This window comes from Bombella intestini (assembly GCF_002003665.1).
Classification (GTDB): domain Bacteria; phylum Pseudomonadota; class Alphaproteobacteria; order Acetobacterales; family Acetobacteraceae; genus Bombella; species Bombella intestini.
The window spans coordinates 201,312-224,011 of sequence record NZ_JATM01000001.1; the positions used below are offsets into that span (position 1 = coordinate 201,312).

The window sequence follows — 22,700 nt, forward strand, 5'->3', positions numbered from 1 at the left end:
ACGATCATGATTTTTTCGCCACAGCGGTCGATGGCTGCTTTTGCCCCTGCAGAGGATGGTGGACAGGTTCCGGCTTCTGATGTCTCTGCAAATAATGATGCCCAGCAGACAGCCCAGCCGGAGGCTACCCCGCCTGCCGCAGCAGGAGGGGGGGAGAGCGGTAGTGATGTGCTGGAGCGCATCTGCACGAGGACCCGCCTTGATGTCGAACAGCGCATGCAGGTCATGCCGCTGAAGGAGATTGCCGCCAAGGCAAAAGAAGTCTCCATGCCGACCCGTGGATTTGGTCAGGCGTTGCAGCATATTACGGCTGATAGGCGTGTGGGCCTTATCGCAGAGGTGAAGAAGGCCTCTCCCTCTGCAGGTATTCTGCGTCCTGATTATGATCCGGCTCAGATTGCCCGTTCTTATCAGAATGCTGGAGCAAGCTGTATCTCCGTTCTGACAGAAGGGTCCTGCTTCCATGGAAGTGTGGAAGACCTTCAGGCCGTGCGGGCTGCGTGTAGCCTTCCGATTCTGCGGAAAGACTTCATTCTTGATCCGTGGCAGGTGCATGAGAGCCGCCTGATTGGAGCGGACTGTATCCTGCTCATTATGGCAGCCCTGAAGGATGATGAGGCAGCCGAACTGATCGCTCTTGCCCGTGGGCTGGATATGGACGTGCTGATTGAAGTGCATAACGAGGAGGAGCTAACCCGAGCACTCGCTTATGACAGCTTCTTGATCGGCATTAACAACCGCAATCTGAAAACACTGAAGACTGACATTCAGACAACGCTAGATCTTGCCCCGCAGGTTCCGCCGGATCGTCTCGTGGTGTCGGAAAGTGGTATCGCCACGACAGAAGACCTGACCAAGGTTGGCGAAGCTGGATGCAGTGCTGTTCTGGTCGGGGAATCTCTGCTGCGGGAAGAAGATCCCGGTCTGGCAGCCCGGCGTCTACTCGGTTTCTGAAAAGAGTACTAATTTAGTATAAAAAATGGGTGGCGGGTCTTTAGACAGCTAGCTTTCAACAAAGACTGTTGTTACAAGGCCGCCCTATGCAAAGTTGTGAACCGCGGGAGAGTGTCATGGGTTCTATGACGGATGCGCCGAACCGGCAGAATGGCCCGGCGCTATCACGGGAAGAAATGGAACGCGCCTACAGAGAAATGCTGCTGGTGCGCCGTTTTGAAGAAAAAGCTGGCCAATTGTACGGTATGGGGCTGATTGGTGGCTTCTGCCACCTGTATATTGGTCAGGAAGCTGTTGTGGCCGGTATCGGTCTTGCTATGAAGAAGGGTGATCGCTCCATCACGTCATACCGTGATCATGGGCAAATGCTCGTTGCTGGCATGACCGCTCGTGGTGTTATGGCTGAGCTGACAGGCCGTTCTGGTGGTTATTCCCACGGTAAGGGCGGTTCCATGCATATGTTCTCTAAAGAACAGGAATTCTATGGCGGGCATGGTATCGTTGGCGCACAGGTGGCCATCGGCACAGGGCTGGCCCTGACAAGTGCCTATAAGAATGATGGTGCTGTTTCCATCGTCTATTTTGGTGAGGGTGCTTCCAATCAGGGGCAGGTTTATGAGAGCTTCAATCTCGCTGCTCTGCACAAACTGCCCTGCCTCTATGTGATTGAGAATAACCGGTACGGCATGGGAACCTCCATTGAGCGGTCTTCTGCCTCCAAGGACCTGTCCAAAAATGCTGCTCCGTGGGGGATTCCGTCCCGCAAGGTTGACGGTATGGATGTTGCCGCTGTCTATCAGGCCGCTAAGGAAGCAATGGAGCATTGCCGCTCTGGCAAGGGACCGTTCCTGTTGGAGATGGAAACCTACCGTTACCGTGGTCACTCCATGTCCGACCCGGCAAAATACCGTCAGCGTTCAGAGGTAGACGAGATGCGCCGGACCCGTGACCCGATTGAAACGCTGAAAGCAGAAATGATCAAGCACGGCATTGATGAATCCTTTTTCAAAACAGTGGAGCAGGATGTGAAGGCCACTGTGAAGGATGCTGCCGAATTTGCAGAAACTAGCCCCGAGCCCGATGCATCCGAGCTCTGGACAGACGTTCTGGTGGGGGAATAACTCATGGCCTCTCCTATTCTCATGCCCGCTCTTTCTCCGACTATGGAGGAGGGCACGTTGGCCCGCTGGGTCAAGAAAGAAGGTGATGTGGTCAAGCCCGGCGAGGTCATTGCCGAGATTGAGACCGATAAGGCAACCATGGAGATGGAAGCCGTTGAGGAAGGCGTTCTGGGGCGCATTCTGATCACCGAAGGTACAGACCATGTTGCGGTGAACACACCCATCGCTGTTCTGCTGGAGGAAGGTGAAGACGCTTCCGCTGCGGATGCGTTGGACCTCGGCCCTAAGACTGAGCCGACCGCCAAGGTAGAAAAGAATATTCCGGCTCCGGCCTCTGCACCGCAGGCTCCTACCAGCAGCGCCACCACCGACATCGTGGAACCTGAATGGGGTGAAACGGCAGAGGTCACGGTGCGTGAAGCTCTGCGTGATGCGATGGCTGCTGAGATGCGCCGTGATGAGGACGTGTTCCTGCTCGGCGAGGAAGTCGCCCAGTATCAGGGTGCCTACAAGGTCAGTCAGGGTCTGTTGGATGAGTTCGGTGATAAGCGTGTCATGGACATGCCGATCACGGAGCATGGCTTTACGGGTATGGCCGTTGGTGCGGCTCTTTCTGGAGTGAAGCCGATCGTCGAGTTCATGACCATGAACTTCTCCCTTCAGGCTGTGGATCACATCATTAATTCGGCTGCCAAGACACGTTATATGTCCGGTGGTCAGATGTCCTGTCCGATCGTTTTCCGTGGTCCCAATGGGGCAGCGGCTCGTGTCGGCGCACAGCATTCCCAGTGCTTCGGTAGCTGGTACGCCCATATTCCGGGGCTGAAGGTTGTGGCCCCGTGGTCTGCAGCAGATGCCAAGGGCTTGCTGCGTGCAGCCATCCGTGATCCGAACCCGGTTGTGGTGTTGGAAAACGAAATTCTGTACGGCAAGAAGTTCCCATGCCCGGTGGATGAGGATTTCATCCTGCCGATTGGCAAGGCCAAGATCGAACGTGAAGGTAAGGATGTGACGCTGGTCGCTTTCTCCATCATGGTTGGCGTGGCTCTGGAGGCCGCCGAGCTGCTGGCCGAGCAGGGTATCGAGGCTGAGGTGATAAACTTGCGGACTCTGCGGCCGTTGGATACGGAAACGATTATTAAAAGCGTGAAGAAGACAAGCCGCATCGTTTCTGTGGAAGAAGGCTGGCCGGTCGCAGGTATCGGGTCCGAAATCTGCACTGTGGCAGTCGAGCAGGCGTTTGACTGGCTGGATGCTCCGCCAGCTCGTGTCTGTGGGCTGGATATTCCTCTCCCTTATGCAGCAAATCTGGAAAAGCTGGCTCTGCCCAAGCCGGAGTGGATTGTTGAAGCTGTGCGTAAGCAGTTTGGAGACTGAAACCAATGGCAATCAATATCTTAATGCCGGCTCTGTCTCCGACCATGACAGAAGGCACGGTCGCCCGCTGGCTTAAAAAAGAGGGTGACATGGTCCAGTCTGGCGATGTGATCGCTGAGATTGAAACCGACAAGGCAACCATGGAAGTGGAAGCTGCGGACGAGGGAATCCTTGGGAAAATCCTCATCCCGGAAGGGACGGACCATGTGGCCGTGAAGACCCCGATCGCCATTTTGGTGGAAGAGGGCGAGGATGTCCCATCCGCTCCGGCCGCTGAGGCGAAACCGGAGCCGGAGAAGAAAGTCGAGGCCAAGGATGAAAAACCGGCCCCGATCGAAATTTCTTCTTTCGATCCTGACAAAAAGTCTGTTGCGGCTGACGCAGGCAAAGGTGAGCGTATCTTCATTTCTCCGCTGGCTCGCCGCATTGCTAAAGAGCATGGGGTCGATATTGCCAGCCTGACTGGGACAGGCCCTAATGGTCGCATTCTGCGCCGTGATGTGGACAAGGCAAAGGATCAGAAGCCTGCTGCTGCTTCCACCGCTCCTGCCGCAGTACCGGCAGCGGGTCATGTCGAGCATGTGAAGCATTCCGGTATGCGGAAGGTCATCGCCCGCCGCCTGACGGAGTCTAAAACGCAGGTTCCGCATTTCTATGTGTCGGTTGATATCGAGCTTGATGCTCTGCTGGCTCTACGTAGCAAGCTGAACAAGGCTCTGGAGGCTGAAGGCTGCAAGATCTCTGTCAATGACATGATGATCAAAGCTGTGGCTCTGGCCCTGAAGAAACTGCCGGGTCTGAACGTCCAGTTCACTGAGAGCGAAATGCTGCATTTTGAGGATGTGGACATTTCCATGGCTGTCTCTGTACCGGATGGGCTGGTGACACCGGTTATCCGTCAGGCCGACCGTAAGAGCCTCAAGGAGATCAGTCAGGAGGCCCGCAGCCTTGCAACCCGTGCTCGTGACGGTAAGCTCTCCCCAGAGGATTATCAGGGCGGGACATTCTCCATCTCTAACATGGGCATGTTCGGCGTGAAGGACTTTGCCGCCATCATCAATCCGCCGCAGGCTGCTATTCTGGCAGTTGCTTCGGGCGAGAAACGCCCTGTGGTGCGGGATGGAGAGCTGGCTGTGGCAACCGTCATGACGGCCACGCTCTCGGTGGATCATCGTGCCGTGGATGGTGCTCTCGGCGCGCAGTGGCTCAATGTGCTGCGTGACCTCATTCAGAACCCTTACTCTCTGGTGCTGTGATCATGTCTGACCTTTTTGATCTTATTGTGATCGGTGGCGGTCCGGGGGGCTATGTGGCTGCCCTGCGGGCCAGCCAGCTTGGTATGAATGTGGCTCTGGTAGAGAGCACCCATATGGGCGGTGTGTGCCTTAACTGGGGGTGTATCCCCACAAAGGCCCTACTGCGTTCTGCAGAGGTGTATCATACGCTGGGCCACCTTCAGGAGTATGGCTTGTCTGCTAGTCAGCCTTCCTTTGATCTCGCTGCCATCGTGAAGCGCTCTCGTGGCGTGGCGGAGAGAATGGGTAAGGGTGTTGCTCATCTTCTGAAAAAGGCCAAGGTCAAGACTTTTGATGGCCGTGGCAAGCTGGCCGGTCGTGCTGGTGAGGCCCACAAGGTCTCTATCACGAAGGATGGCAAGGAAACGGGGCAGATTCGTGCGCCTCATGTCATTCTGGCAACAGGTGCACGGGGGCGTCAGCTCCCCGGTCTGGAGACGGATGGCAAGCTCATCTGGGGTGCCCGTGAAGCCATGACGCCGGATACGCTGCCTAAGCGTCTGCTGGTGATTGGTTCCGGTGCGATCGGTATCGAGTTTGCATCTTTTTACCGTGATCTGGGTTGTGAGGTCACGATCGCCGAAGTGGCCGATCGCATCCTCATGACAGAAGATGCCGAGATCAGCGCGCAGGCTCATAAAGCCTTTGAGAAGCGTGGCATGACCATCCACACAGGTGCGAAAGTTGGCCCGCTGAAGAAAGGTGCTAACGAGGTTTCCACCACCATCGAGACAGCCAAGGGCAAGGTTGAGCTGACGGTAGATCGTGTGATCTGCGCCGTTGGTATTGTCGGTAATGTGGAAGACCTCGGTCTTGAAGGGACAAAGGTTCAGGTTGACCGCTCCCATATCAAGACGGACGAGTTCTGTCGGACCGGTGAGCCGGGTATCTATGCCATTGGTGATGTGGCGGCTCCGCCGTGGCTGGCGCATAAGGCAAGCCATGAGGGCGTGATCTGTGTCGAGAAGATCAGTGGCCGCTCTCCGGAGCCTCTCCATGCTCGTAATATTCCGGGCTGCATCTATGCCCGGCCGCAGGTGGCATCTGTGGGGCTAAGCGAAGAGAAGGCCAAGGCAGAGGGCTATAAGGTCCGTGTCGGGCGTTTCCCCTTCCTAGCCAATGGTAAGGCTGTTGCCATGGGTGAGCCTGAAGGCATGACGAAGACGGTCTTCGATGCTGAAACAGGTGAGTTGCTTGGTGCTCATATGATCGGCTCCGAAGTCACGGAGATGATTCAGGGTTATGTCATCGCTCGTACGGGTGAACTGACCGATGCCGAGCTGATGGAAACAGTCTTCCCGCATCCGACCATCTCCGAGACGATGCATGAGGCTGTCCTTGCAGCTTATGAGGGTGCTCTGCACATCTGATTCATGGTTCAGCGTATTGTTATCAACCATCAGCGGGAACGTATGGCGGCCATACGGCATCCAGAAAAAGCCCATCGGCCGGATAACCCGATTCAGAAGAAACCTTCATGGATACGGGTGAAGGCACCGGGCAATAATCCTGCCTATGATGAAACAAGAGAGCTGATGCGCAAGCATGGTCTGGCGACCGTCTGCGAGGAAGCAGCCTGCCCGAATATCGGGGAGTGCTGGTCCCAGCGCCATGCGACCATGATGATCATGGGCGAGATATGCACGAGGGCCTGTGCCTTCTGTAATGTTACGACCGGTCTACCTAATAAGCTGGACCCGGACGAACCTGCCCATGTAGCCGAGGCTGTTGCCAAACTGGGGCTAAAACATGTGGTCATCACGTCAGTAGATCGTGATGACCTGCCCGATGGTGGAGCGCAGCATTTCGCTGATGTGATTGCGGCGGTTCGTGCCGCTTCTCCCGGGACGACTATTGAAATCCTGACGCCTGACTTCCTACGGAAGCCGGGGGCGTTGGAGGTAGTGGTGGAAGCCCGGCCGGATGTCTTCAACCATAATATCGAGACTGTACCCCGGTTATATCCGGGTATCCGCCCGGGAGCCCGTTATTATCAGTCTGTCCGTCTTCTTGATGACGCCAAAAAACTTGATCCTTCCATTTTCACAAAGTCTGGCATGATGCTGGGGCTGGGAGAAGAAAAGATGGAGGTTGCACAGGTGATGGATGATTTCCGGATTGCGGATGTCGATTTTCTGACACTGGGTCAGTATTTACAGCCAACGGTTAAACATGCGGCTGTGAAGTCCTTTGTCACGCCGGATGAGTTTGCCGAATATGGGGCGATGGCTCGTGCAAAGGGTTTCCTTCAGGTCAGTTCTTCCCCTCTGACTCGATCATCCTACCATGCAGATAGGGACTTTGCCGAACTGCGTGAGGCACGGGCGCACCGTCTGGAAAAAGGTCAGAACTGATGCCGACACATGCTGAACAGCGAGTCATTCCTTATTCTGCCGAACAGCTGTTCGATCTCGTTGCGGATGTGGGTAAATATCCCGAGTTTCTGCCGTGGTGTGTACGGTCTGTTGTTCGCTCTCGGACAGAAGATGAGCTACTGGCGGACCTGACCATCGGGTTTGGTCCCTTCCGGGAGAGCTATACTAGCCGTGTTCGGTTGGAGCGTCCTCATCGTATTATTGTGGGCTATGAGCGTGGACCTTTTAAACATCTTAAGAATGTTTGGACCTTCACGCCGGAAGGGCAGGGATGCCGTGTCGATTTCTTCGTGGATTTTGAGTTTCGGTCCCGTCTGTTGAGGAATGCTATCGGCATGGTTTTTAATGAGGGTGTTCGGCTGATGGTGAAGGCCTTCATTACACGTGCCGGGAAAATTTATGGTCCGCCCAAGGGAGAAATAGGTAGGTAGCTCTCATAAAACGTTCTTATCGCCTGATGATGGGATGGATACGTACGAAGCTGTTTTTTATGTAATATTTCTTTTATGGATGTGTGATTGTCTTGAAGAATTATTCGTCCTACACTGTCCACGTCATCACATGGAAGGATGATTGAGGAGGATTTTATGAAGAAGCTTTCCCTTTCTGCTATTGCTCTGATCGGCCTGACGGCTGCTGCTGCTCCGGCTTTCGCTGCTGATGCTCACACAGGTGCAGCTCATCATCACGGCCACCATCATCATGGTAAGAAGTGCAACATGAAGCACGGCCAGAAGAAGGAAGACGGCAAGGCTCCGCAGGCTGCTGATGATCTGAACGCATCTTCCCTGCAGAAGTCCCAGCCGGCTACCCCGGCCCCGGCAGCTCCGGCTCAGCCTGCTGCTCCGGCACCGGAAGCAGCTCCGGCTAACTGATCCAGACCTGTTTCTGGCAGTGAAGAAGCGGTCCCTTATGGGGCCGCTTTTTTTATATGCTGTTTTGGAGGTCAGTGATCCAAAAGAACGGTATAAAGGGACATATCCGTCACAATATGCTCGATGTAGAGCCTCGTCTCTTTATAGGGGATGAGCAGAATCCAGCGTAACAGCTTGTCTTCGTCAGCAAGGGTAGGAGAAGTGGGGCTGTTCATTTGCTCCTGCCACTGTTTGGAACGGCCTGGCCCGGCATTATAGGCGGCGAGTGTATAAGGGAGAACCTGCCCAAAACGATTATGGAGGTCCTCCATAAAGAGGCTGCCAAGTACCGTATTGATGTTCGGGTCTAGCAGGTCGGCAGATGATGTTAGACGGTACGAGAGGGAGTGATGCTTTGCTGTCTGTATGGCTGTAGGGAGGAGAAGCTGGGTAAGCCCCAATGCGTGGCGGGGGCTGATGGCTTGTTCGTCCATGCTGCTTTCCTGACGGATCAGAGCAGGTATGAGACTCCGGGGTAAAGATGTGGGGAATATGACACTGGGTGAGGGATAGCCGCCCGGATAAAAGGCGATACCCTGTCGTGCGAGTTGCCGGGCCGCCAGAATAGAAGGTTTGGGTAGGCTAAGTGTAACGGCCAGTCGGGCAATGGTAGGTTGCACCGTTTTATCGTTTTGTGTTCTTCCCAGAAGATAGCTCAGGAACAGGGTGGCATTTTTGCGATCACCGGCTTGTTGGAGCTGTGTTGCTGCGTCCACTAGATCAGGGCGCGGCAGGCGTTTGTTGCCGGTTGGTATGGGGGGAAGGGCCGCTAATTGTTGTTTGAATGGTGTAAGGAAACGCATGTCCCGGTTAGTGGTTGATAGCAACGCCGTGTGTGCCCGCCGTGCAAGGGCCATTTGCCCATAAAAGGTTGTCGGGAGTGCTGCTGCTTTTTTGTAAAGAGATGTAGCTTGATCGGGGTGCTGATTTTCCACGCTGCGAGCGAGCCAATAGAGGCCGGTGGCACGATGGTTTAAGTCTGTTTCTGCTGCCAAAGCTTGGAAATGTGGAATGGCCTGATTCGGGGTATGTAGCAGAGTGAGGGCAATGTACCCGGCCATGAGGTGGCTATCTGGCGTTTGTTCTGAGGCGGGAAGAGCGTTCAGTAGGGCAAATCCCGTCTGTGCTGCATCGCTTCTGTCTGTACGAAGTAGGGTACGGACAAAACTTGTCCGTTCATCCTGCCATTGCACCGTTGTAGGGACGGAGAGGTAGCCTGTGGATGTTTTGGGAGGTGGCTGCTGCCAGAGCCGAGTAGCTTCATCCAGACGGTCATGGAGGCGGAGATATTTCACTCTGTAATAAAGCAACATGGCATCATTGTTAGATGCGATGTTCTGGAAGGTAGTATCTGCCTCTGCTGTAGCAAAGCGATTAGCCAGCCGTGCCGTTAGAATAGGCCGTAAGGCAGGAGGGGTCCGTTGTAGCTGCTGTCGGGCTAGCGAGACTGGCCCTGTACGCTCTAGCCGTTCGTAGCGTTTCAGATCATCAGCGGGAGTGAGATAGGATGAAAAGCGGGAGAGAAAAAGGGCCGTTTCCCCGGAAGTCATATCCGCTTCTCGCCAGAGCCGCCTAACCTGTGAGGGAAGGTTTGAAAGGTAGGAAGCGCAGGCGGTAAGAAGGTCGCTGCGTGTTATAGGAAAAGCAGAACATAGATTCTGCCGGGTTTGTGCTGAATTATCGGCCAGCAGGGCGTGTTCATACCGACTTTCGATGCGTTTTTGTAAAGGCCAAGCGGGTTGTTGGCGGAGAAAATCTGCATAACGCTGTGCCGGATAGGCCCCCCCGTTTGGGGCTGTCAAAGCTTTCCATTCAGTGAGTCGAGACAAAGATGATGATGGATGACTGGTAGTGCTTACCCCAAGCTCATCTTCCAGCGATCTAGCACTATCTCCCCATGCGCTTGTGGTTGGGCAGAATAGGGCGGCCGCCATTAGGAAGGTGGCGGCAATCCAGCGAGACCTCTCAGATGGGTTAGTTGGCAATGGGGAAGCGGATATCATGGTAGCCCTGATAGAGAAGATGCACGCTTAGGCCGATCATGATCACAAGCCCCACCCATCCAAGCCAACGCATACGAAGCAGGAGAGTCGGTGTGTGTATGACACCAACGGTGATGAATAGGATGGAGATGACCAGCCCGATAATGAGGATGGTGTGGTGATGAATCGAGACGCAGGCAACGGCAAGAATATTGTCCAGCCCGAGGGCCAGATCAGCAATGATAATCTTGGGTATGGCCTCGGCTAGGCTGGTTAAGTGGCTGCTCGCCTCCTCTGGGGCGGAGGTGGTGAGAGCACGGTATAGGGTCCAGCTCGTCCATAGCAGCAGGATGCCAGCTACAACCTTGGTATAGGAAAAGACGAGAAGATCGCTCAGGATCAGTGTTAGCCCGATCCTGAGGAATGCAGCCAGAGCCGTGCCAAACAGCAGGGCTTGTCGCCGGTAGTGCTGTATCTCTGTTTGCGTTTCTTGAGAATGGAGCGTCTCATCAGTGCCGGTTGGCCTGATGCTATCTATGATCTTTTTGAGAATGACCACATTGTAGCCGCTGAGGGCTAGATTCAGGAGAATGGTCAGACAGACCATTAGGATGAAATAGGAAAAAGACATGATCGCACTTATCGTGTTGCAGTGTCCGGCCTGTATCGTTCGATCCGCCATTATAGACAGAAATGGTTCCTGATGTGGAAAAATGATCATTTCTGTAGAGGATCGTGAAAGCTATCCTGTGTCTTACTCCTGCAAAAGCTGCCTCTTTTCCCCGTTAGCTCTGGGCAAAGAGGGGGTATTTGGGGTAATCAGGGCAGGATTGCTTTTCCTGCAGGAGTTACGTCATGGTTCCCCGCTATTCCCGTCCTCGGATGACGGCCATCTGGTCCCCGGTCAATCGTTACCGCATCTGGTTCGAGATTGAGGCTCTGGCCTGTGAGGCCCTTGCCCGTAGAGGGGAGATACCGGAGGAAGCCGCCAAAATTATCCGCACAAAGGGTGATGAGGCCATGGCGGCGTTTTCTGATGCCGATGTGGCACGCATTGACGAGATCGAGGCCGAGACCCGCCACGATGTCATCGCCTTCCTGACATGGCTGGCAGAGAAAGTCGGGCCGGAAAGCCGTTTTGTCCATATGGGCATGACGTCTTCTGATGTTCTGGATACGTGCCTTGCCGTACAGCTGACACAGGCGACCGATCTGCTACTGGAGGATATGGACATCCTCCTCGCTGCGCTGAAAAAGCGTGCCTATGAGCATAAGCAGACTGTTACCATCGGCCGTAGCCACGGGATTCACGCCGAGCCGATGAGCTTCGGCCAGAAGCTGGCTGGGCATTATGCCGAGTTCGCCCGTAATCGCCGCCGTCTTGAGGTGGCACGTGAAGAAATTGCCGTTTGTGCGATTTCCGGTGCCGTGGGGACATATGCCCACATTGCACCAGAGGTTGAGGAATATGTGGCCGAGCGTCTGGGGCTGAAGGCAGAATCCGTTTCCACGCAGGTGATTCCTCGGGACCGTCACGCAGCATTCTTCTGTGCTTTGGGTGTCATTGCTAGCGGGATTGAACGGCTGGCAACAGAAGTTCGTCATCTTCAGCGGTCTGAAGTGCGTGAGGCTGAAGAGTTCTTCCATGCGGGGCAGAAGGGTAGCTCGGCCATGCCGCATAAGCGGAATCCGGTGCTTTCCGAAAATCTGACTGGTTTGGCCCGTCTAATCCGTTCTTATGTCACCCCGGCATTGGAGAATGTGGCCCTTTGGCATGAGCGTGACATCAGCCATTCTTCTGTGGAACGGAACATCTGCCCGGATGGCACAATTACGTTGGACTTCGCTTTGGCCCGTCTCTCCGGGATGATGGAGAAACTGGTAGTTTATCCGGATCAGATGATCGCCAATGTGGAAAGCCTGGGTGGTGTGGTCCATTCCGGCGAGGTTCTTCTGGTATTGGCCCGTGCAGGTATTTCCCGTGAGGATGCCTACCGTATTGTCCAGCGTGCTGCCATGGCAACATGGACGAAACTCGGCACACCAGAAGGCCGGACCTTCCGTGAAAATCTGGAAGCAGACCCGGAAGTGGCTCAGCGGGTTGAAAAGGCCGTGCTTGATGATGCACTGGACCCAGCACGGCATCTTCGTGCCGTGGACCAGATATTTACCCGCGTTTTCGGCTGAATAATGTGGCCGGGTCCTCCGGCCTGATCACAGGCTCGTCTAAGGGTATTTAGCTGTGCTAAGGTACCCGGACAGCCTGTAGGTGCATCGAGTAAGGATTAAATGACATGGCTCGCCGTCGTCAGATTTATGAGGGAAAAGCCAAGATCATTTTTGAAGGACCAGAACCGGGAACGGTTGTTCAGTACTTCAAGGATGATGCAACGGCTGGTAATGGGGCCAAGAGCGGCGTTATTACCGGTAAGGGTGTCCTCAATAACCGGATCAGTGAATATCTGATGCAGCGTTTGGGGGAGATGGGTATCCCCACGCACTTCATCCGTAGCCTGAACATGCGTGAGCAGCTGGTGCGGGAAGTGGAGATTATTCCGCTAGAGGTCGTGGTCCGTAATGTCGTGGCGGGCTCTCTTTCCAAACGGTTTGGTCTGCCGGAAGGCGAGCGTCTGCCCCGCACTCTTGTGGAATATTACTACAAGAATGACGAGCTGAATGACCCGCTAATTTCTGAAGAACACATCGCCACCTTCGGTTGGGCGCATCCGCAGGAGCTTGAGGAGATTCAGAGCCTCGCACTACGGGTGAATGATTTTCTGTGTGGTCTATTTACGGGTGTTGGCATCACGCTGGTTGATTTCAAGCTGGAGTTCGGCCGTCTCTGGCAGGGTGATGAAATGCGCATCGTGTTGGCTGATGAGATTTCGCCAGACAATTGCCGCCTGTGGGATAGCCGAACACAGGAGAAAATGGACAAAGACCGGTTCCGTCGGGATATGGGGGGGGTAGGCGAGGCTTATCAGGAAGTAGCTCGTCGCCTTGGTATTCTTCCGGAACATGGACAAGGTGAGAACGTAGCTGCGGAGGGCGTGTAATGAAGATCAGGGTTTTTGTTTCTCTGAAGGATGGTGTGCTGGACCCACAGGGCAAAGCGGTAGAACACGCACTGCATTCTCTCGGTTTCGAGGGAGCTGCTGATGTGCGGATCAGCCGTGTTGTGGATCTGCAGGTGAAGGCCGATAATGCCGAAGAAGCCAAGGTGAAGGGGGCTGAAATGGCCCGTGCCCTTCTGGCGAACGAGGTTATCGAGGATTTCCACGTAGAGGTAGCCGGATGAAGAAGCCTATTCGACAAACAGGGTTTGCCCTGCTTTTTAGCGTGGCCTGCGTGTTTTTAGGGACAGCGGCTCATGCGCAGCGTATTTCCGCCCTTTCAGGTGAAGACCTGAGCAGCCTCTGCCACAAAGAGTCCAAGCGTGCGGCTTGTGGTGCCTATCTGGCCGGTGTGGTAGATGGTGCTGCTTGGTCTCAGAGCTTCGGAGCTCTGGTTGGCTCCCGTCCTGCAACGGCTTTCTGCCTCCCAGCGGGGATCAAGGGAATTCAGGTGCGGTCTGTCGTGGTCGGTTGGCTGGCCGGACATGATAGTTCAGCTAGCCAGCCTGCTGGCCGTGCTGTCTATCAGGCTCTTCATGACAACTATACCTGCCCTACAGGGATGGCTGGCATGTATGTTGAGCAGCGTGCCGAGGCTCAGAATATTTCGTCTCTGCCGGGGCGTGGTCTCGTCTCCATGTGTACGCATGATAGTGGTCTGCTAGCCTGTGACGGTTATCTGGCCGGCACAATGGACAGTGAAGTCTGGGCCCGCAATTATTCCACGGTTGAGGGTGTTCATGCACCGGTGGCTTTCTGCGTGCCGAAGGAGATTCGGGGGGCACAGCTTCGGGCTCTGGTTGTTGGCTGGTATGCAGGTCATGACGATGCCATGAGCGAGCCAGCTGGGCGTGGTATTTACCGGGCTCTGCATGACAATTATCCGTGTTCTTCCACGATACGGCCTATCGTATCGGCACCAGTGGGTCAGTCAGGGGACGGTAAACAGTAAATGAAAACAGGTATCGTCGTTTTTCCGGGTACTAATCGGGAGCGTGACATGGCTCAGGCCTTCCGGGTGGTATCCGGCAAGGCCCCGCGGATGCTTTGGCATCAACAGGACAATGTCGATGGGCTTGATCTGATCGTTCTTCCGGGTGGCTTCAGCTTTGGTGACTATCTGCGGAGTGGGGCCATGGCGGCTCACTCACCCATTATGCAGGCCGTACGTCGGTTTGCGGAAAAGGGGGGGTATGTCCTCGGCGTGTGCAACGGCTTCCAGATTTTGACGGAAGCTCAGATGTTGCCGGGAGCCCTCCTGCGTAATGCGGGTATGCGTTTTCTGTCGCAGGATTGTCATCTCAAAGTCGAAGGGCGTGACAGTATTTTCACATCCGGTTGGAAGCACGGTGATGTTTTCCGTGCGCCTATGGCTCATGGGGATGGCAACTATACGGCCGCTCCTGACATGCTGGATCGTCTGGAAGGTGAGGGGCGTGTTGCGTTCCGTTACTGCACGGCAGAGGGGCATGTAAAAGACAGTGACGAGCATGTGAACATGAACGGCAGTGCCCGTTCTATTGCCGGTGTTTTAAGCGAGAATCGCCGTGTCTGTGGTCTGATGCCGCATCCTGAAAATCTGACGGAAGAGATCCTCGGCGGTACGGACGGTCTACCGCTCTTTACTGGGATCATGGAGGCACTGGGCTGATGACAACAGCACCTGTTGATATTGAGCTTGCACGCTCTTTCGGTCTGAAAGATGATGAATACGAGACCGTTCTGAACATCATGGGGCGGACACCAAGCCTGACAGAGCTTGGTATTTTCTCCGTTATGTGGTCGGAGCATTGTTCTTATAAGTCATCTCGCCTTCATTTGAAGACACTGCCGACCAAGGCACCGTGGGTCATTCATGGTCCGGGTGAAAATGCTGGCGTGATTGATATTGGGGAAGGTCTGGCAGCCGTCTTTAAGATGGAGAGCCACAATCACCCATCATTCATCGAACCTTATCAGGGGGCAGCCACAGGTGTAGGCGGCATCCTGCGCGATGTATTCACGATGGGTGCCCGGCCCATCGCCAACCTAAACGCTCTGCGTTTTGGTGACCCTGCCCATAAAGACACAAAGCGTGTTGTGGATGGAGTCGTCCGTGGGATTGGCGGATATGGCAACTGCATGGGTGTGCCAACCGTTGGTGGAGAGGTGAACTTCCACTCTTCTTACAACTGTAATCCGCTGGTTAATGCGATGACGGTCGGGATTGCCCGTCAGGACCGTATTTTCCTCTCGGCTGCTGCCGGTGTGGGTAACCCTGTTGTCTATGTCGGTTCCAAGACGGGCCGTGATGGTATTCACGGGGCGACAATGTCTTCGGCTGAGTTCGATTCCGAATCTAGCTCCAAGCGGCCCACTGTGCAGGTGGGAGACCCCTTCACCGAAAAGCTGCTGCTGGAAGCCTGCCTTGAGCTGATGGCAACCGATGCGGTGATTTCTATTCAGGATATGGGTGCCGCCGGGCTGACCTCATCCGCCGTAGAAATGGCTAGCAAGGGTGGCGTCGGGATTGATCTGGACCTTGACCACGTCCCGCAGCGTGAAGCCAACATGCACGCCTATGAAATGATGCTCTCGGAGAGCCAGGAGCGTATGCTCATGGTGCTTCGTCCAGACCGGACAGAAGAGGCTCGCAAGATCTTCGAGAAGTGGGAACTGGATTTCGCTATTGTCGGTAAACTGACAGATAGCGGGCGGATTACAGTACGGCATAACGGGACGGTCGAGGCGGACATTCCGCTTGGTCCGCTGGCTGATGAAGCCCCCATTTATGACCGTCCGACTGTGCCGTATGAGCGTCAGCCTGCTCTGGTTCCTCCGGTCGATCCGTGTGGTATCGAGAAGGGGCTGAGCCGCCTTCTGGCGGGTGCCAATGGGGCATCTCGTGCATGGATATGGAACCAGTACGATAGCGGTGTTGGCGGGCAGACCGTACAACGCCCCGGTGGTGCTGATTCAGCTATTGTCCGGGTCGAGGGAACAAATCGTGGCCTCGCTATGACAACGGACTGCACGCCACGTTATGGTCAGGCTGACCCTTACATTGGTGGTGCACAGGCCGTGCTGGAAGTATGGCGTAATCTGACAGCTACAGGTGCCAAGCCTCTGGCCATGACAGATAACCTCAACTTTGCCAGCCCGGAAAATCCGCGCATCATGACTCAGTTCGTTGAAGCCGTAAAAGGTATTGGCGATGCAGGTCGCGCGCTGGATTTCCCGGTCGTCAGTGGTAACGTCTCTCTGTATAACGAGACCCGTGGTGATGATGGCTCAGTAACGGCTATCCAGCCGGCCCCCGTGATTGGTGGTGTGGGTGTTCTGGATGATGTGCAGAAAGCCGTTGGTCTGGCGATGCCGCAGGATGGTGAGCTTCTCCTTGTTGGTGAGACGAAGGGGGAACTCGGTCAGTCCATGTGGCTGAAGGAGATCCTCGGTCGTGAGGAGGGTGCTCCGCCTTCAGTTGATTTTGCCGTAGAACGCCGGAACGGTGATTTTGTGCGCGAGCAGATTCAGCATGGTGCTGTTGAGGCTTGTCACGATGTGGCAGATGGCGGCTTGATTGTTGCAGTGGCCGAGATGGCCATGGCTGGCAATACAGGATGTGTTCTAGAGAAGGGTCCAGCCGGGCTGCCAGAACATGTTTACTGGTTTGCTGAAGATCAGGCTCGGTATGTGCTGGCCACAAAGCAGGCTGATGCGGTGATGAAGGCTGCGAAAGTGGCTGGTGTGCCGGTGTCTCGTCTGGGGCGTATCGGCGGGGATGCGTTGGCGCTTGATGGTGTCATGACTGTGTCAGTTCAGCATCTTCGTCAGCAGCATGGTTCTTTCTTCCCCCGTTTTATTGGGCAAGAAGAAGACGCTGCTTCGGTCGTGCATCTGGATGAAATATCCTGAGGAAACGCAGATAGGGAGGTTTCGACCATGATGACGGCAGAAGAGATTGAAAAGACCCTTCGTACGGCTTTTCCTGATGCAGAGATTGTGGTTGAAGACCTCGCAGGTGATGGCGATCATTTCGCCTGTGAGGTCGTCAGCGAAACGTTTCGTGGTGTGCCACGGGTAAAACAGCATAAGCTGGTTTATGAGGCTTTCGGGGATCGTGTCGGGACGGAGCTACACGCTTTGGCCGTGAAGACACGCATCCCTGGTTGATCGAGAGGACATGATCAAATGAACGAGGCTGTTTTTCAGACCATCCAGTCTTTGGTGGACAAAAACCCTGTAATGCTCTTCATGAAGGGTGACAAGCAGTTCCCGCAATGTGGGTTCTCCGCTCGTGTCGTGCAGATTCTTACCCATGTAGGTGTGGATTTTGAGACAGAGAACGTGCTTGAGAGCCCGGAAATGCGTCAGGGAATCAAGGATTTCTCCCAGTGGCCGACGATCCCGCAGCTTTATGTGAAGGGTGAGTTCATTGGCGGGTGCGATATCGTCACTGATATGTATCAGAGTGGCGAGCTTGAGAGCCTGCTGTCCGAAAAGGGCCTGTTGAAGAACGAAGGCTAATTTCGGAGGGGAATAGTCCTCATTAAATAAAAGTTGGCCTAGAGTTCGGGCGTTGCTTTCTCCGTCCTTCTATGGTTAGACTTGACGACTATTTGTAAGATGAGGGCTGTTCCCGTTGTGACGAGGCAATGGGAAAAGGTGGAGGGTTGAAGACATGGTGAAATCCCTTAAGGGAGGGGTTCTTTTTGGGCTTCTGGGGTGTGCAGGGTTAGCATCCGCTCCCGCAGCCCATGCGGATCGTATTCTGACGGAACATGAAGCAAGTAAACTGACCTTCAGTGCTCTTATTGCTCCGCCGTCAGCTTTTCATCATGTAACGGTGGCTCATCGTTCAGCCTCCCATACACATTCTGGTGCAGCGATGCGCTTTGCTGCTTCGCATTATCACCGGGGTGTTGCCGTTCGTACTGTGGCCTTCCGTGGGCACGTGGTTAGCAAGCATCGGCGGAATACACATCATCGCCGCGGGTGAGCTCGTCTCCTTGTGAGAATGAAATAGAAAATCCCACGGGTCTGCATTAGACTCGTGGTTTTTTTGTGCCTGTGTCTCAGTACAGGCGAAGAGCGTCTTCTATCTGTTCGATAGTTCCCGTTTTATTGACAACGAGAACGTCCAGCCGAGTGTTGGGTCGTTGCCAGTCTGGCCGTGTGTCGATGATGAAGGAAAAAGCCCGTAGTAAACGCTGGCTTTGGCGAGGGGAGAGAGCGTATCGAGCTTCTGTTAAGGTTGTGCGCTGTTTAACCTCAATAGCCAACAGCCATTCATCATTGGCGACAAGAAGATCAATTTCTCCGCAGGGTGTTTTCAATCTGCGTGCTAGAGGGCTATAGCCTTGTCTGGCTAGAAAATTTGCGGCCAACTCTTCAGCATCTTTGCCTGATTGATAGGCCAAGCTGCCCCGCTTCTTACGATGGAGAGGCGGGGCAGCAGGATACTGCTTAGCGGGCACGCAGGAGGCGGGCTGCTTCGACAGCGAAGTAGGTGAGAATACCGTGGCATCCTGCACGCCGGAAGGCCATCAGGCTTTCCAGAATGGTCTTTTCACGGTCTAGCCAGCCATTTTCAATAGCCGCCATGATCATCGAATATTCACCGGACACCTGATAAGCGAATGTTGGTGCCGCAAAATTGTCACGTACCCGGCGGATGATATCCAGATAGGGCATACCGGGTTTGACCATAACCATGTCAGCTCCTTCAGCGAGGTCCATGGCGACTTCACGGAGGGCCTCATCGCTGTTGGCTGGGTCCATTTGGTAACTTTTTTTGTCCCCACCGAGAAGGGCGTCGGACCCGAGAGCATTGCGGAACGGCCCATAAAAGGCAGACGCATATTTGGCAGCATAGGCCATGATGCGAGTTGTCTGATAGCCGTTCTCATCTAATGTTGAACGAATAGCTTTGATGCGCCCATCCATCATGTCGGAAGGAGCGATAATATCAATGCCAGCCCGTGCTTGGTTGAGTGCCTGTTGGCGAAGAACCTCTACAGATTCATCATTGAGAATCTGGCCATCCCGGATCAGCCCATCGTGGCCATGGGAGGTGTAGGGGTCCAGAGCCACATCCCCAACTAGAGCAAGCTCGGGGTAGGCTGCTTTCAAGGTCCGGGCTGCGCGGCACATGAGGTTATCGGGATTTAGGGCTTCTGTGCCCACCTCGTCCCGTATCTCCATCGGGGTGACAGGGAAGAGAGCGACAGCGGGGATTCCGAGTTCCACCGCTGGACGAACATGTTCTGCCAATAAGTCGAGGCTAACACGCTCGACACCCGGCATGGCTTTTACCTTCTGGCGCTGTTTTTCGCCTTCACAGACAAAAATCGGCCAGATGAGGTTATCGACATGTAAGTGTGTTTCGCTGACGAGGCGGCGTGTGGCCTCATCATGGCGATTACGGCGTAGGCGGGTATGAGGGAAAGAATGCATCATCATGCTCGGCATGATGCCTTCTGAACTTTCGTCTGACCAGACTAAAAAAGCCACCCTCACAAAGAGGATGGCTTTTCCGAGATAGGAACTGCTTCTTAGTGCTGTTTATGCTTCAGGCGGCTATGATGCAGGCCATAGCAAGCATAGACCCCTAGACCAATGAGCAGCCATAGGGCCAGTCTGACCCATGTCATGAGGTCCATGGCGAGCATGACAGTGCCGCAGGACAGGATACCAAGGATTGGCACTAGGAACGGACCACCGGGCGTCCGGAAGCGGCGTACAGCATTGGGTTGACGCAACCGCAGGAACATCACGCCGAAGCAGACGATGATGAAGGCAAGCAATGTCCCGATGGATGTCATCTTGCCGAGAATATCGATAGGCAAGCACGCAGCTAGAATGCTGGCAACCACGGCGGTGAGAATGTGCGAACTCCAAGGGGTTTTGCTGCGCTCATTCAGTTTTTCAAAGAGTGATGGCAACAGGCCGTCCTTGGCCATGGAAAGGCAAATACGGCTCTGGCCCATGAGCAGCCCGTAGATGACAGAAATATAGCCCAGAGCAATACCGAATGTGATTAGGGCAGAGAACCACGGGATATGAAGGCTGTGCAGAACGGTTGCTACAGGGTTCGGGTCATGCAGCATCGTCCGATAATTGACCACACCAACAATCACGAATGAGAAGATGGCGTAAATGAGGGCGGCAAGGACCAGACTTCCCAGAATACTCAGCGGGATATTCCGTTGAGGATTATGACTGTCCTGTGCTGCAGTGGAGACGATGTCAAAACCGATATAGGCAAAGAAGATAAGGCCAGCGGCCCGCATGACACCACTTGGCCCAAAGGCCCCAAACTGTCCCGTATTGGTGGGGATGAAGGGATGAAGGTTAGCGGACTTAATGTGTGGTAGGCAGATGACTGTCACGCTGCCAATGATCAGCAACTTAAGCGCAACGATCGCCATATTGATCTTGCTGGACCCTCTGGTGCCATACATTAGCAGTCCAGTCACAGCGAAGATGATAAAGACGGCAGGGGCATTGAACCAGGCGCGGACAAATTGTCCGTCAGGCATCATGATAGAGGCCCCGGTGGGAGCCAGTAGGCGGGGATCAAGCGGGATGCCGATCTGATGCAGCAGAGTTCCAAAATAGCCGGACCAGCTGGAGGCTACCGTGGAGGCATTGACAGTATATTCTAGAATAAGGTCCCAGCCTATGATCCACGCAATGCCTTCCCCCATGGAGGTATAAGCATAGGTATAGGCAGAGCCTGCTTCGGGAATCATGCCTGCCAGCTCAGCATAGCAGAGACCGGCAAAGGCGCAGGCAATGGCAGCGATTATGAAGGAGAGCGTCACAGCTGGACCAGCATACTGACCAGCAGCAACGCCTGTCATGGAGAACAGGCCTGCCCCAACGGTAACACCAACTCCAAGGGCAACTAGTTGCCAAGGGCCCAGTACACGGTGCAGCCCCATATTAGAGGCTGCTGTCTGTATCGGTTTGGTACGCCAGAAAGGCCGTCTCATGCACTTTGCTCCACGATGTTGCAGTGTCGTCTGGAAAAGGGGGCCGCCGTTCAGTCGTCCGCCCTGAGATGACTGTGCCGTATGCTATAAGTGAAATAAATGATGGCACCAATGGCTAACCAGAGAATTAGGCGTCCCCATGTGATGAGGCTCATGGAGAGCATGACGCTGCCGCAAGAAATAATGCCCAAAGATGGAATAAGCAGAGGGCCACCTGGCAGGCGGAAAGTACGGGGAGCATCGGGCGCTGTGAAGCGCAGGGCAATGACGCCTGCGCAGACGATTACGAAGGCCGTTAGTGTGCCGATGGAGGCCATATTGGCCAGAATATCAATAGGCAGGCAGCAGGCCAGTAGACCGCTTGCAAGGAAGCTGAGCATATGGCTCGGGACTGGCGTGTGGCTCTTGGGGTGCATCCGGCGGAAAAAGGCAGGTAGCAGGCCATCTTGAGACATGCTCATTAGAATACGGCTCTGCCCCATCAGTAGGCCGTAAACGACCGAGACATACCCCAGACAGATACCCCCTTTGATGAGCAAGCTGAGCCACGGCAGATTGACGACATCCATGACGGTAGCAACCGGGCTCGGATCATGCGCAAAATGGTGATAATCCACCACGCCAACCAACACGGCAGACACGACAACATAGACGATGGCACAGATGATCTGACTGCCCAGAATGGCAATAGGCATCGATCGCTGAGGGTTTTTTGTATCGTGAGCTGCCGTAGAGACGATATCGAAGCCGATATAGGCCAGAAAGGCCATTCCCGCCGCCCGCATGACGCCACTAAAACCGAACTCCCCGTAATGACCTTCATTGGGGGGGATGAAGGGGTGGAAATGGGCCATCTGAATGTGCGGAAGACAAGCCACGACCAGACCGACCAGCACGCAGACCTTGATACCGACAATAAGGCCGTTCATCCGGGAAGATTCTTTTGTGCCCCGTGTCAGCATGGTGGTGACGAGCCAGAGAATAAACAGACAAGGCGCATTAAACCATGCATGGGCCATATGACCGTCAGGCAGTTCTACCAGTGTCATGGGCGGGTGTAATAGCCTCGGGTCTATGACGATGCCCCAATCCTTGAGGAAAGAGGTCATATAACCGGACCAACTGGAAGCCACGGCAGCCGTGCTAACAGTATATTCAAGGATCAGATCCCAGCCGATGACCCACGCTACAAACTCACCTAAGGCAGCGTAGGCGTAGGAATAGGCCGACCCTCCAGAAGGGATCATCCCAGCCAGTTCAGCATAGCAGAGACCAGCAAAGCTGGCGGCTATGGCAGCAATGAGGAAAGCAAGAGGAATGGCTGGACCGGCATAGAGGCCGGAGGCCACACCTGTAAGGGAGAAGAGACCGGCCCCAATGGTCACGCCTACACCGATGGCAATAAGCTGCCATGTGCCGAAAATGCGTTTCAGCCCCGTTTGGGTAGAAGTTGAGGAGGTGATGGCTTTCTTGCGCCAGAGGGATGACATCATGGTGAAGAAGATTCCATGTCAGGTCGGTTCTGATCTGTTCTGGTTGTTATTTCAGACAGAGGCGGCACCCTAAGAGGGCATCACATCTATAGTGAGCCCT

At 54.7% G+C, this 22,700-nt stretch carries 23 protein-coding genes; 17 read left to right on the top strand and 6 right to left on the bottom strand.

Annotated elements, in window-relative coordinates:
• The first annotated feature begins 6 nt into the window (after window positions 1-6).
• The 8 genes from trpC to AL01_RS00915 all read left to right on the top strand — a co-directional run bounded on the left by trpC (window position 7) and on the right by AL01_RS00915 (window position 7,997).
• Window positions 7-954, top strand: coding sequence for an indole-3-glycerol phosphate synthase TrpC (gene trpC / locus AL01_RS00880; protein WP_143280627.1), 948 nt, complete (start codon window positions 7-9; stop codon window positions 952-954).
• Window positions 955-1,070: 116 nt separating this feature from the next.
• Entirely contained in the window at window positions 1,071-2,075 is a 1,005-nt protein-coding gene (gene pdhA, locus AL01_RS00885; RefSeq protein WP_077395390.1) for a pyruvate dehydrogenase (acetyl-transferring) E1 component subunit alpha, read from the top strand.
• 3 nt (window positions 2,076-2,078) lie between these two features.
• Window positions 2,079-3,452, top strand: coding sequence for a pyruvate dehydrogenase complex E1 component subunit beta (locus AL01_RS00890; RefSeq protein WP_077395391.1), 1,374 nt, complete (start codon window positions 2,079-2,081; stop codon window positions 3,450-3,452).
• 5 nt (window positions 3,453-3,457) lie between these two features.
• Complete coding sequence (locus tag AL01_RS00895; RefSeq protein WP_077395392.1) at window positions 3,458-4,708, top strand: pyruvate dehydrogenase complex dihydrolipoamide acetyltransferase; 1,251 nt, start codon at window positions 3,458-3,460, stop codon at window positions 4,706-4,708.
• Between the two features lie 2 nt (window positions 4,709-4,710).
• Window positions 4,711-6,117, top strand: coding sequence for a dihydrolipoyl dehydrogenase (lpdA, locus tag AL01_RS00900; RefSeq protein WP_077395393.1), 1,407 nt, complete (start codon window positions 4,711-4,713; stop codon window positions 6,115-6,117).
• A gap of 3 nt (window positions 6,118-6,120) precedes the next feature.
• Entirely contained in the window at window positions 6,121-7,101 is a 981-nt protein-coding gene (gene lipA, locus AL01_RS00905; protein ID WP_077395394.1) for a lipoyl synthase, read from the top strand.
• On the top strand, window positions 7,101-7,553 hold the full coding sequence (locus tag AL01_RS00910) for a type II toxin-antitoxin system RatA family toxin (RefSeq protein ID WP_077395395.1): 453 nt from the start codon (window positions 7,101-7,103) through the stop codon (window positions 7,551-7,553). Before lipA ends, AL01_RS00910 begins: the two co-directional genes overlap by 1 nt.
• A gap of 156 nt (window positions 7,554-7,709) precedes the next feature.
• Window positions 7,710-7,997, top strand: coding sequence for a hypothetical protein (locus AL01_RS00915; RefSeq protein ID WP_143280628.1), 288 nt, complete (start codon window positions 7,710-7,712; stop codon window positions 7,995-7,997).
• Window positions 7,998-8,068: 71 nt separating this feature from the next.
• Here the strand turns inward: AL01_RS00915 and AL01_RS00920 are convergent, their stop codons facing one another.
• Together AL01_RS00920 and AL01_RS00925 are read right to left on the bottom strand one after the other, a co-directional pair.
• Entirely contained in the window at window positions 8,069-10,039 is a 1,971-nt protein-coding gene (locus AL01_RS00920; RefSeq protein ID WP_077395397.1) for a lytic transglycosylase domain-containing protein, read from the bottom strand.
• Window positions 10,011-10,649: a TerC family protein gene (locus tag AL01_RS00925; RefSeq protein WP_158075906.1), complete on the bottom strand. Its 639-nt coding sequence runs from the start codon at window positions 10,647-10,649 to the stop codon at window positions 10,011-10,013. The genes AL01_RS00920 and AL01_RS00925 overlap by 29 nt, the downstream gene beginning before the upstream one ends.
• Before the next feature lie 224 nt (window positions 10,650-10,873).
• Between AL01_RS00925 and purB the strand changes: the two genes are divergently transcribed.
• The 9 genes from purB (at window position 10,874) to AL01_RS00970 (ending at window position 18,109) form a co-directional block, all read left to right on the top strand.
• Window positions 10,874-12,205: an adenylosuccinate lyase gene (gene purB, locus AL01_RS00930; RefSeq protein ID WP_077395399.1), complete on the top strand. Its 1,332-nt coding sequence runs from the start codon at window positions 10,874-10,876 to the stop codon at window positions 12,203-12,205.
• Window positions 12,206-12,312: 107 nt separating this feature from the next.
• Complete coding sequence (purC, locus tag AL01_RS00935) at window positions 12,313-13,074, top strand: phosphoribosylaminoimidazolesuccinocarboxamide synthase (protein WP_077395400.1); 762 nt, start codon at window positions 12,313-12,315, stop codon at window positions 13,072-13,074.
• Window positions 13,074-13,316, top strand: coding sequence for a phosphoribosylformylglycinamidine synthase subunit PurS (gene purS, locus AL01_RS00940; RefSeq protein ID WP_077395401.1), 243 nt, complete (start codon window positions 13,074-13,076; stop codon window positions 13,314-13,316). Before purC ends, purS begins: the two co-directional genes overlap by 1 nt.
• Window positions 13,313-14,083 carry a Rap1a/Tai family immunity protein gene (locus AL01_RS09455; RefSeq protein WP_241502640.1) on the top strand — a complete coding sequence of 257 codons (771 nt, stop codon included), beginning with the start codon at window positions 13,313-13,315 and terminating at the stop codon, window positions 14,081-14,083. Before purS ends, AL01_RS09455 begins: the two co-directional genes overlap by 4 nt.
• Window positions 14,084-14,782, top strand: a complete 699-nt coding sequence (gene purQ, locus AL01_RS00950; RefSeq protein WP_077395402.1) for a phosphoribosylformylglycinamidine synthase subunit PurQ — start codon at window positions 14,084-14,086, stop codon at window positions 14,780-14,782.
• On the top strand, window positions 14,782-17,025 hold the full coding sequence (purL, locus tag AL01_RS00955) for a phosphoribosylformylglycinamidine synthase subunit PurL (protein ID WP_077395403.1): 2,244 nt from the start codon (window positions 14,782-14,784) through the stop codon (window positions 17,023-17,025). The genes purQ and purL overlap by 1 nt, the downstream gene beginning before the upstream one ends.
• Before the next feature lie 30 nt (window positions 17,026-17,055).
• Window positions 17,056-17,283 carry a BolA/IbaG family iron-sulfur metabolism protein gene (locus tag AL01_RS00960; RefSeq protein WP_077395850.1) on the top strand — a complete coding sequence of 76 codons (228 nt, stop codon included), beginning with the start codon at window positions 17,056-17,058 and terminating at the stop codon, window positions 17,281-17,283.
• Between the two features lie 18 nt (window positions 17,284-17,301).
• Complete coding sequence (gene grxD / locus AL01_RS00965) at window positions 17,302-17,637, top strand: Grx4 family monothiol glutaredoxin (protein WP_077395404.1); 336 nt, start codon at window positions 17,302-17,304, stop codon at window positions 17,635-17,637.
• 154 nt (window positions 17,638-17,791) lie between these two features.
• Window positions 17,792-18,109: a hypothetical protein gene (locus tag AL01_RS00970; RefSeq protein ID WP_077395405.1), complete on the top strand. Its 318-nt coding sequence runs from the start codon at window positions 17,792-17,794 to the stop codon at window positions 18,107-18,109.
• A 76-nt stretch (window positions 18,110-18,185) separates the two neighbouring features.
• Here AL01_RS00970 and AL01_RS00975 read toward each other — a convergent pair whose 3' ends face one another.
• The 4 genes from AL01_RS00975 to AL01_RS00990 form a co-directional block, all read right to left on the bottom strand.
• The gene (locus AL01_RS00975; protein ID WP_241502641.1) at window positions 18,186-18,587 is read right to left on the bottom strand and encodes a YraN family protein; all 402 of its coding nucleotides are present in this window, start codon (window positions 18,585-18,587) and stop codon (window positions 18,186-18,188) included.
• The gene (gene hemB, locus AL01_RS00980; protein ID WP_077395406.1) at window positions 18,577-19,572 is read right to left on the bottom strand and encodes a porphobilinogen synthase; all 996 of its coding nucleotides are present in this window, start codon (window positions 19,570-19,572) and stop codon (window positions 18,577-18,579) included. Before hemB ends, AL01_RS00975 begins: the two co-directional genes overlap by 11 nt.
• A gap of 92 nt (window positions 19,573-19,664) precedes the next feature.
• The gene (locus AL01_RS00985) at window positions 19,665-21,107 is read right to left on the bottom strand and encodes an amino acid permease (RefSeq protein ID WP_077395407.1); all 1,443 of its coding nucleotides are present in this window, start codon (window positions 21,105-21,107) and stop codon (window positions 19,665-19,667) included.
• Between the two features lie 50 nt (window positions 21,108-21,157).
• Window positions 21,158-22,600: an APC family permease gene (locus AL01_RS00990; protein ID WP_077395408.1), complete on the bottom strand. Its 1,443-nt coding sequence runs from the start codon at window positions 22,598-22,600 to the stop codon at window positions 21,158-21,160.
• Window positions 22,601-22,700 lie beyond the last annotated feature (100 nt).

Excerpts from the sequence above, each read along its gene's own strand:
- trpC (WP_143280627.1), top strand. The coding sequence starts at position 7 with ATGATTTTTTCGCCACAGCGGTCGATGGCTGCTTTTGCCCCTGCAGAG.
- pdhA (WP_077395390.1), top strand. The coding sequence starts at position 1,071 with ATGGGTTCTATGACGGATGCGCCGAACCGGCAGAATGGCCCGGCGCTA.
- AL01_RS00890 (WP_077395391.1), top strand. The coding sequence starts at position 2,079 with ATGGCCTCTCCTATTCTCATGCCCGCTCTTTCTCCGACTATGGAGGAG.
- AL01_RS00895 (WP_077395392.1), top strand. The coding sequence starts at position 3,458 with ATGGCAATCAATATCTTAATGCCGGCTCTGTCTCCGACCATGACAGAA.
- lpdA (WP_077395393.1), top strand. The coding sequence starts at position 4,711 with ATGTCTGACCTTTTTGATCTTATTGTGATCGGTGGCGGTCCGGGGGGC.
- lipA (WP_077395394.1), top strand. The coding sequence starts at position 6,121 with ATGGTTCAGCGTATTGTTATCAACCATCAGCGGGAACGTATGGCGGCC.
- AL01_RS00910 (WP_077395395.1), top strand. The coding sequence starts at position 7,101 with ATGCCGACACATGCTGAACAGCGAGTCATTCCTTATTCTGCCGAACAG.
- AL01_RS00915 (WP_143280628.1), top strand. The coding sequence starts at position 7,710 with ATGAAGAAGCTTTCCCTTTCTGCTATTGCTCTGATCGGCCTGACGGCT.
- AL01_RS00920 (WP_077395397.1), bottom strand. The coding sequence starts at position 10,039 with ATGATATCCGCTTCCCCATTGCCAACTAACCCATCTGAGAGGTCTCGC.
- AL01_RS00925 (WP_158075906.1), bottom strand. The coding sequence starts at position 10,649 with ATGTCTTTTTCCTATTTCATCCTAATGGTCTGTCTGACCATTCTCCTG.
- purB (WP_077395399.1), top strand. The coding sequence starts at position 10,874 with ATGGTTCCCCGCTATTCCCGTCCTCGGATGACGGCCATCTGGTCCCCG.
- purC (WP_077395400.1), top strand. The coding sequence starts at position 12,313 with ATGGCTCGCCGTCGTCAGATTTATGAGGGAAAAGCCAAGATCATTTTT.
- purS (WP_077395401.1), top strand. The coding sequence starts at position 13,074 with ATGAAGATCAGGGTTTTTGTTTCTCTGAAGGATGGTGTGCTGGACCCA.
- AL01_RS09455 (WP_241502640.1), top strand. The coding sequence starts at position 13,313 with ATGAAGAAGCCTATTCGACAAACAGGGTTTGCCCTGCTTTTTAGCGTG.
- purQ (WP_077395402.1), top strand. The coding sequence starts at position 14,084 with ATGAAAACAGGTATCGTCGTTTTTCCGGGTACTAATCGGGAGCGTGAC.
- purL (WP_077395403.1), top strand. The coding sequence starts at position 14,782 with ATGACAACAGCACCTGTTGATATTGAGCTTGCACGCTCTTTCGGTCTG.
- AL01_RS00960 (WP_077395850.1), top strand. The coding sequence starts at position 17,056 with ATGACGGCAGAAGAGATTGAAAAGACCCTTCGTACGGCTTTTCCTGAT.
- grxD (WP_077395404.1), top strand. The coding sequence starts at position 17,302 with ATGAACGAGGCTGTTTTTCAGACCATCCAGTCTTTGGTGGACAAAAAC.
- AL01_RS00970 (WP_077395405.1), top strand. The coding sequence starts at position 17,792 with ATGGTGAAATCCCTTAAGGGAGGGGTTCTTTTTGGGCTTCTGGGGTGT.
- hemB (WP_077395406.1), bottom strand. The coding sequence starts at position 19,572 with ATGATGATGCATTCTTTCCCTCATACCCGCCTACGCCGTAATCGCCAT.
- AL01_RS00985 (WP_077395407.1), bottom strand. The coding sequence starts at position 21,107 with ATGAGACGGCCTTTCTGGCGTACCAAACCGATACAGACAGCAGCCTCT.
- AL01_RS00990 (WP_077395408.1), bottom strand. The coding sequence starts at position 22,600 with ATGATGTCATCCCTCTGGCGCAAGAAAGCCATCACCTCCTCAACTTCT.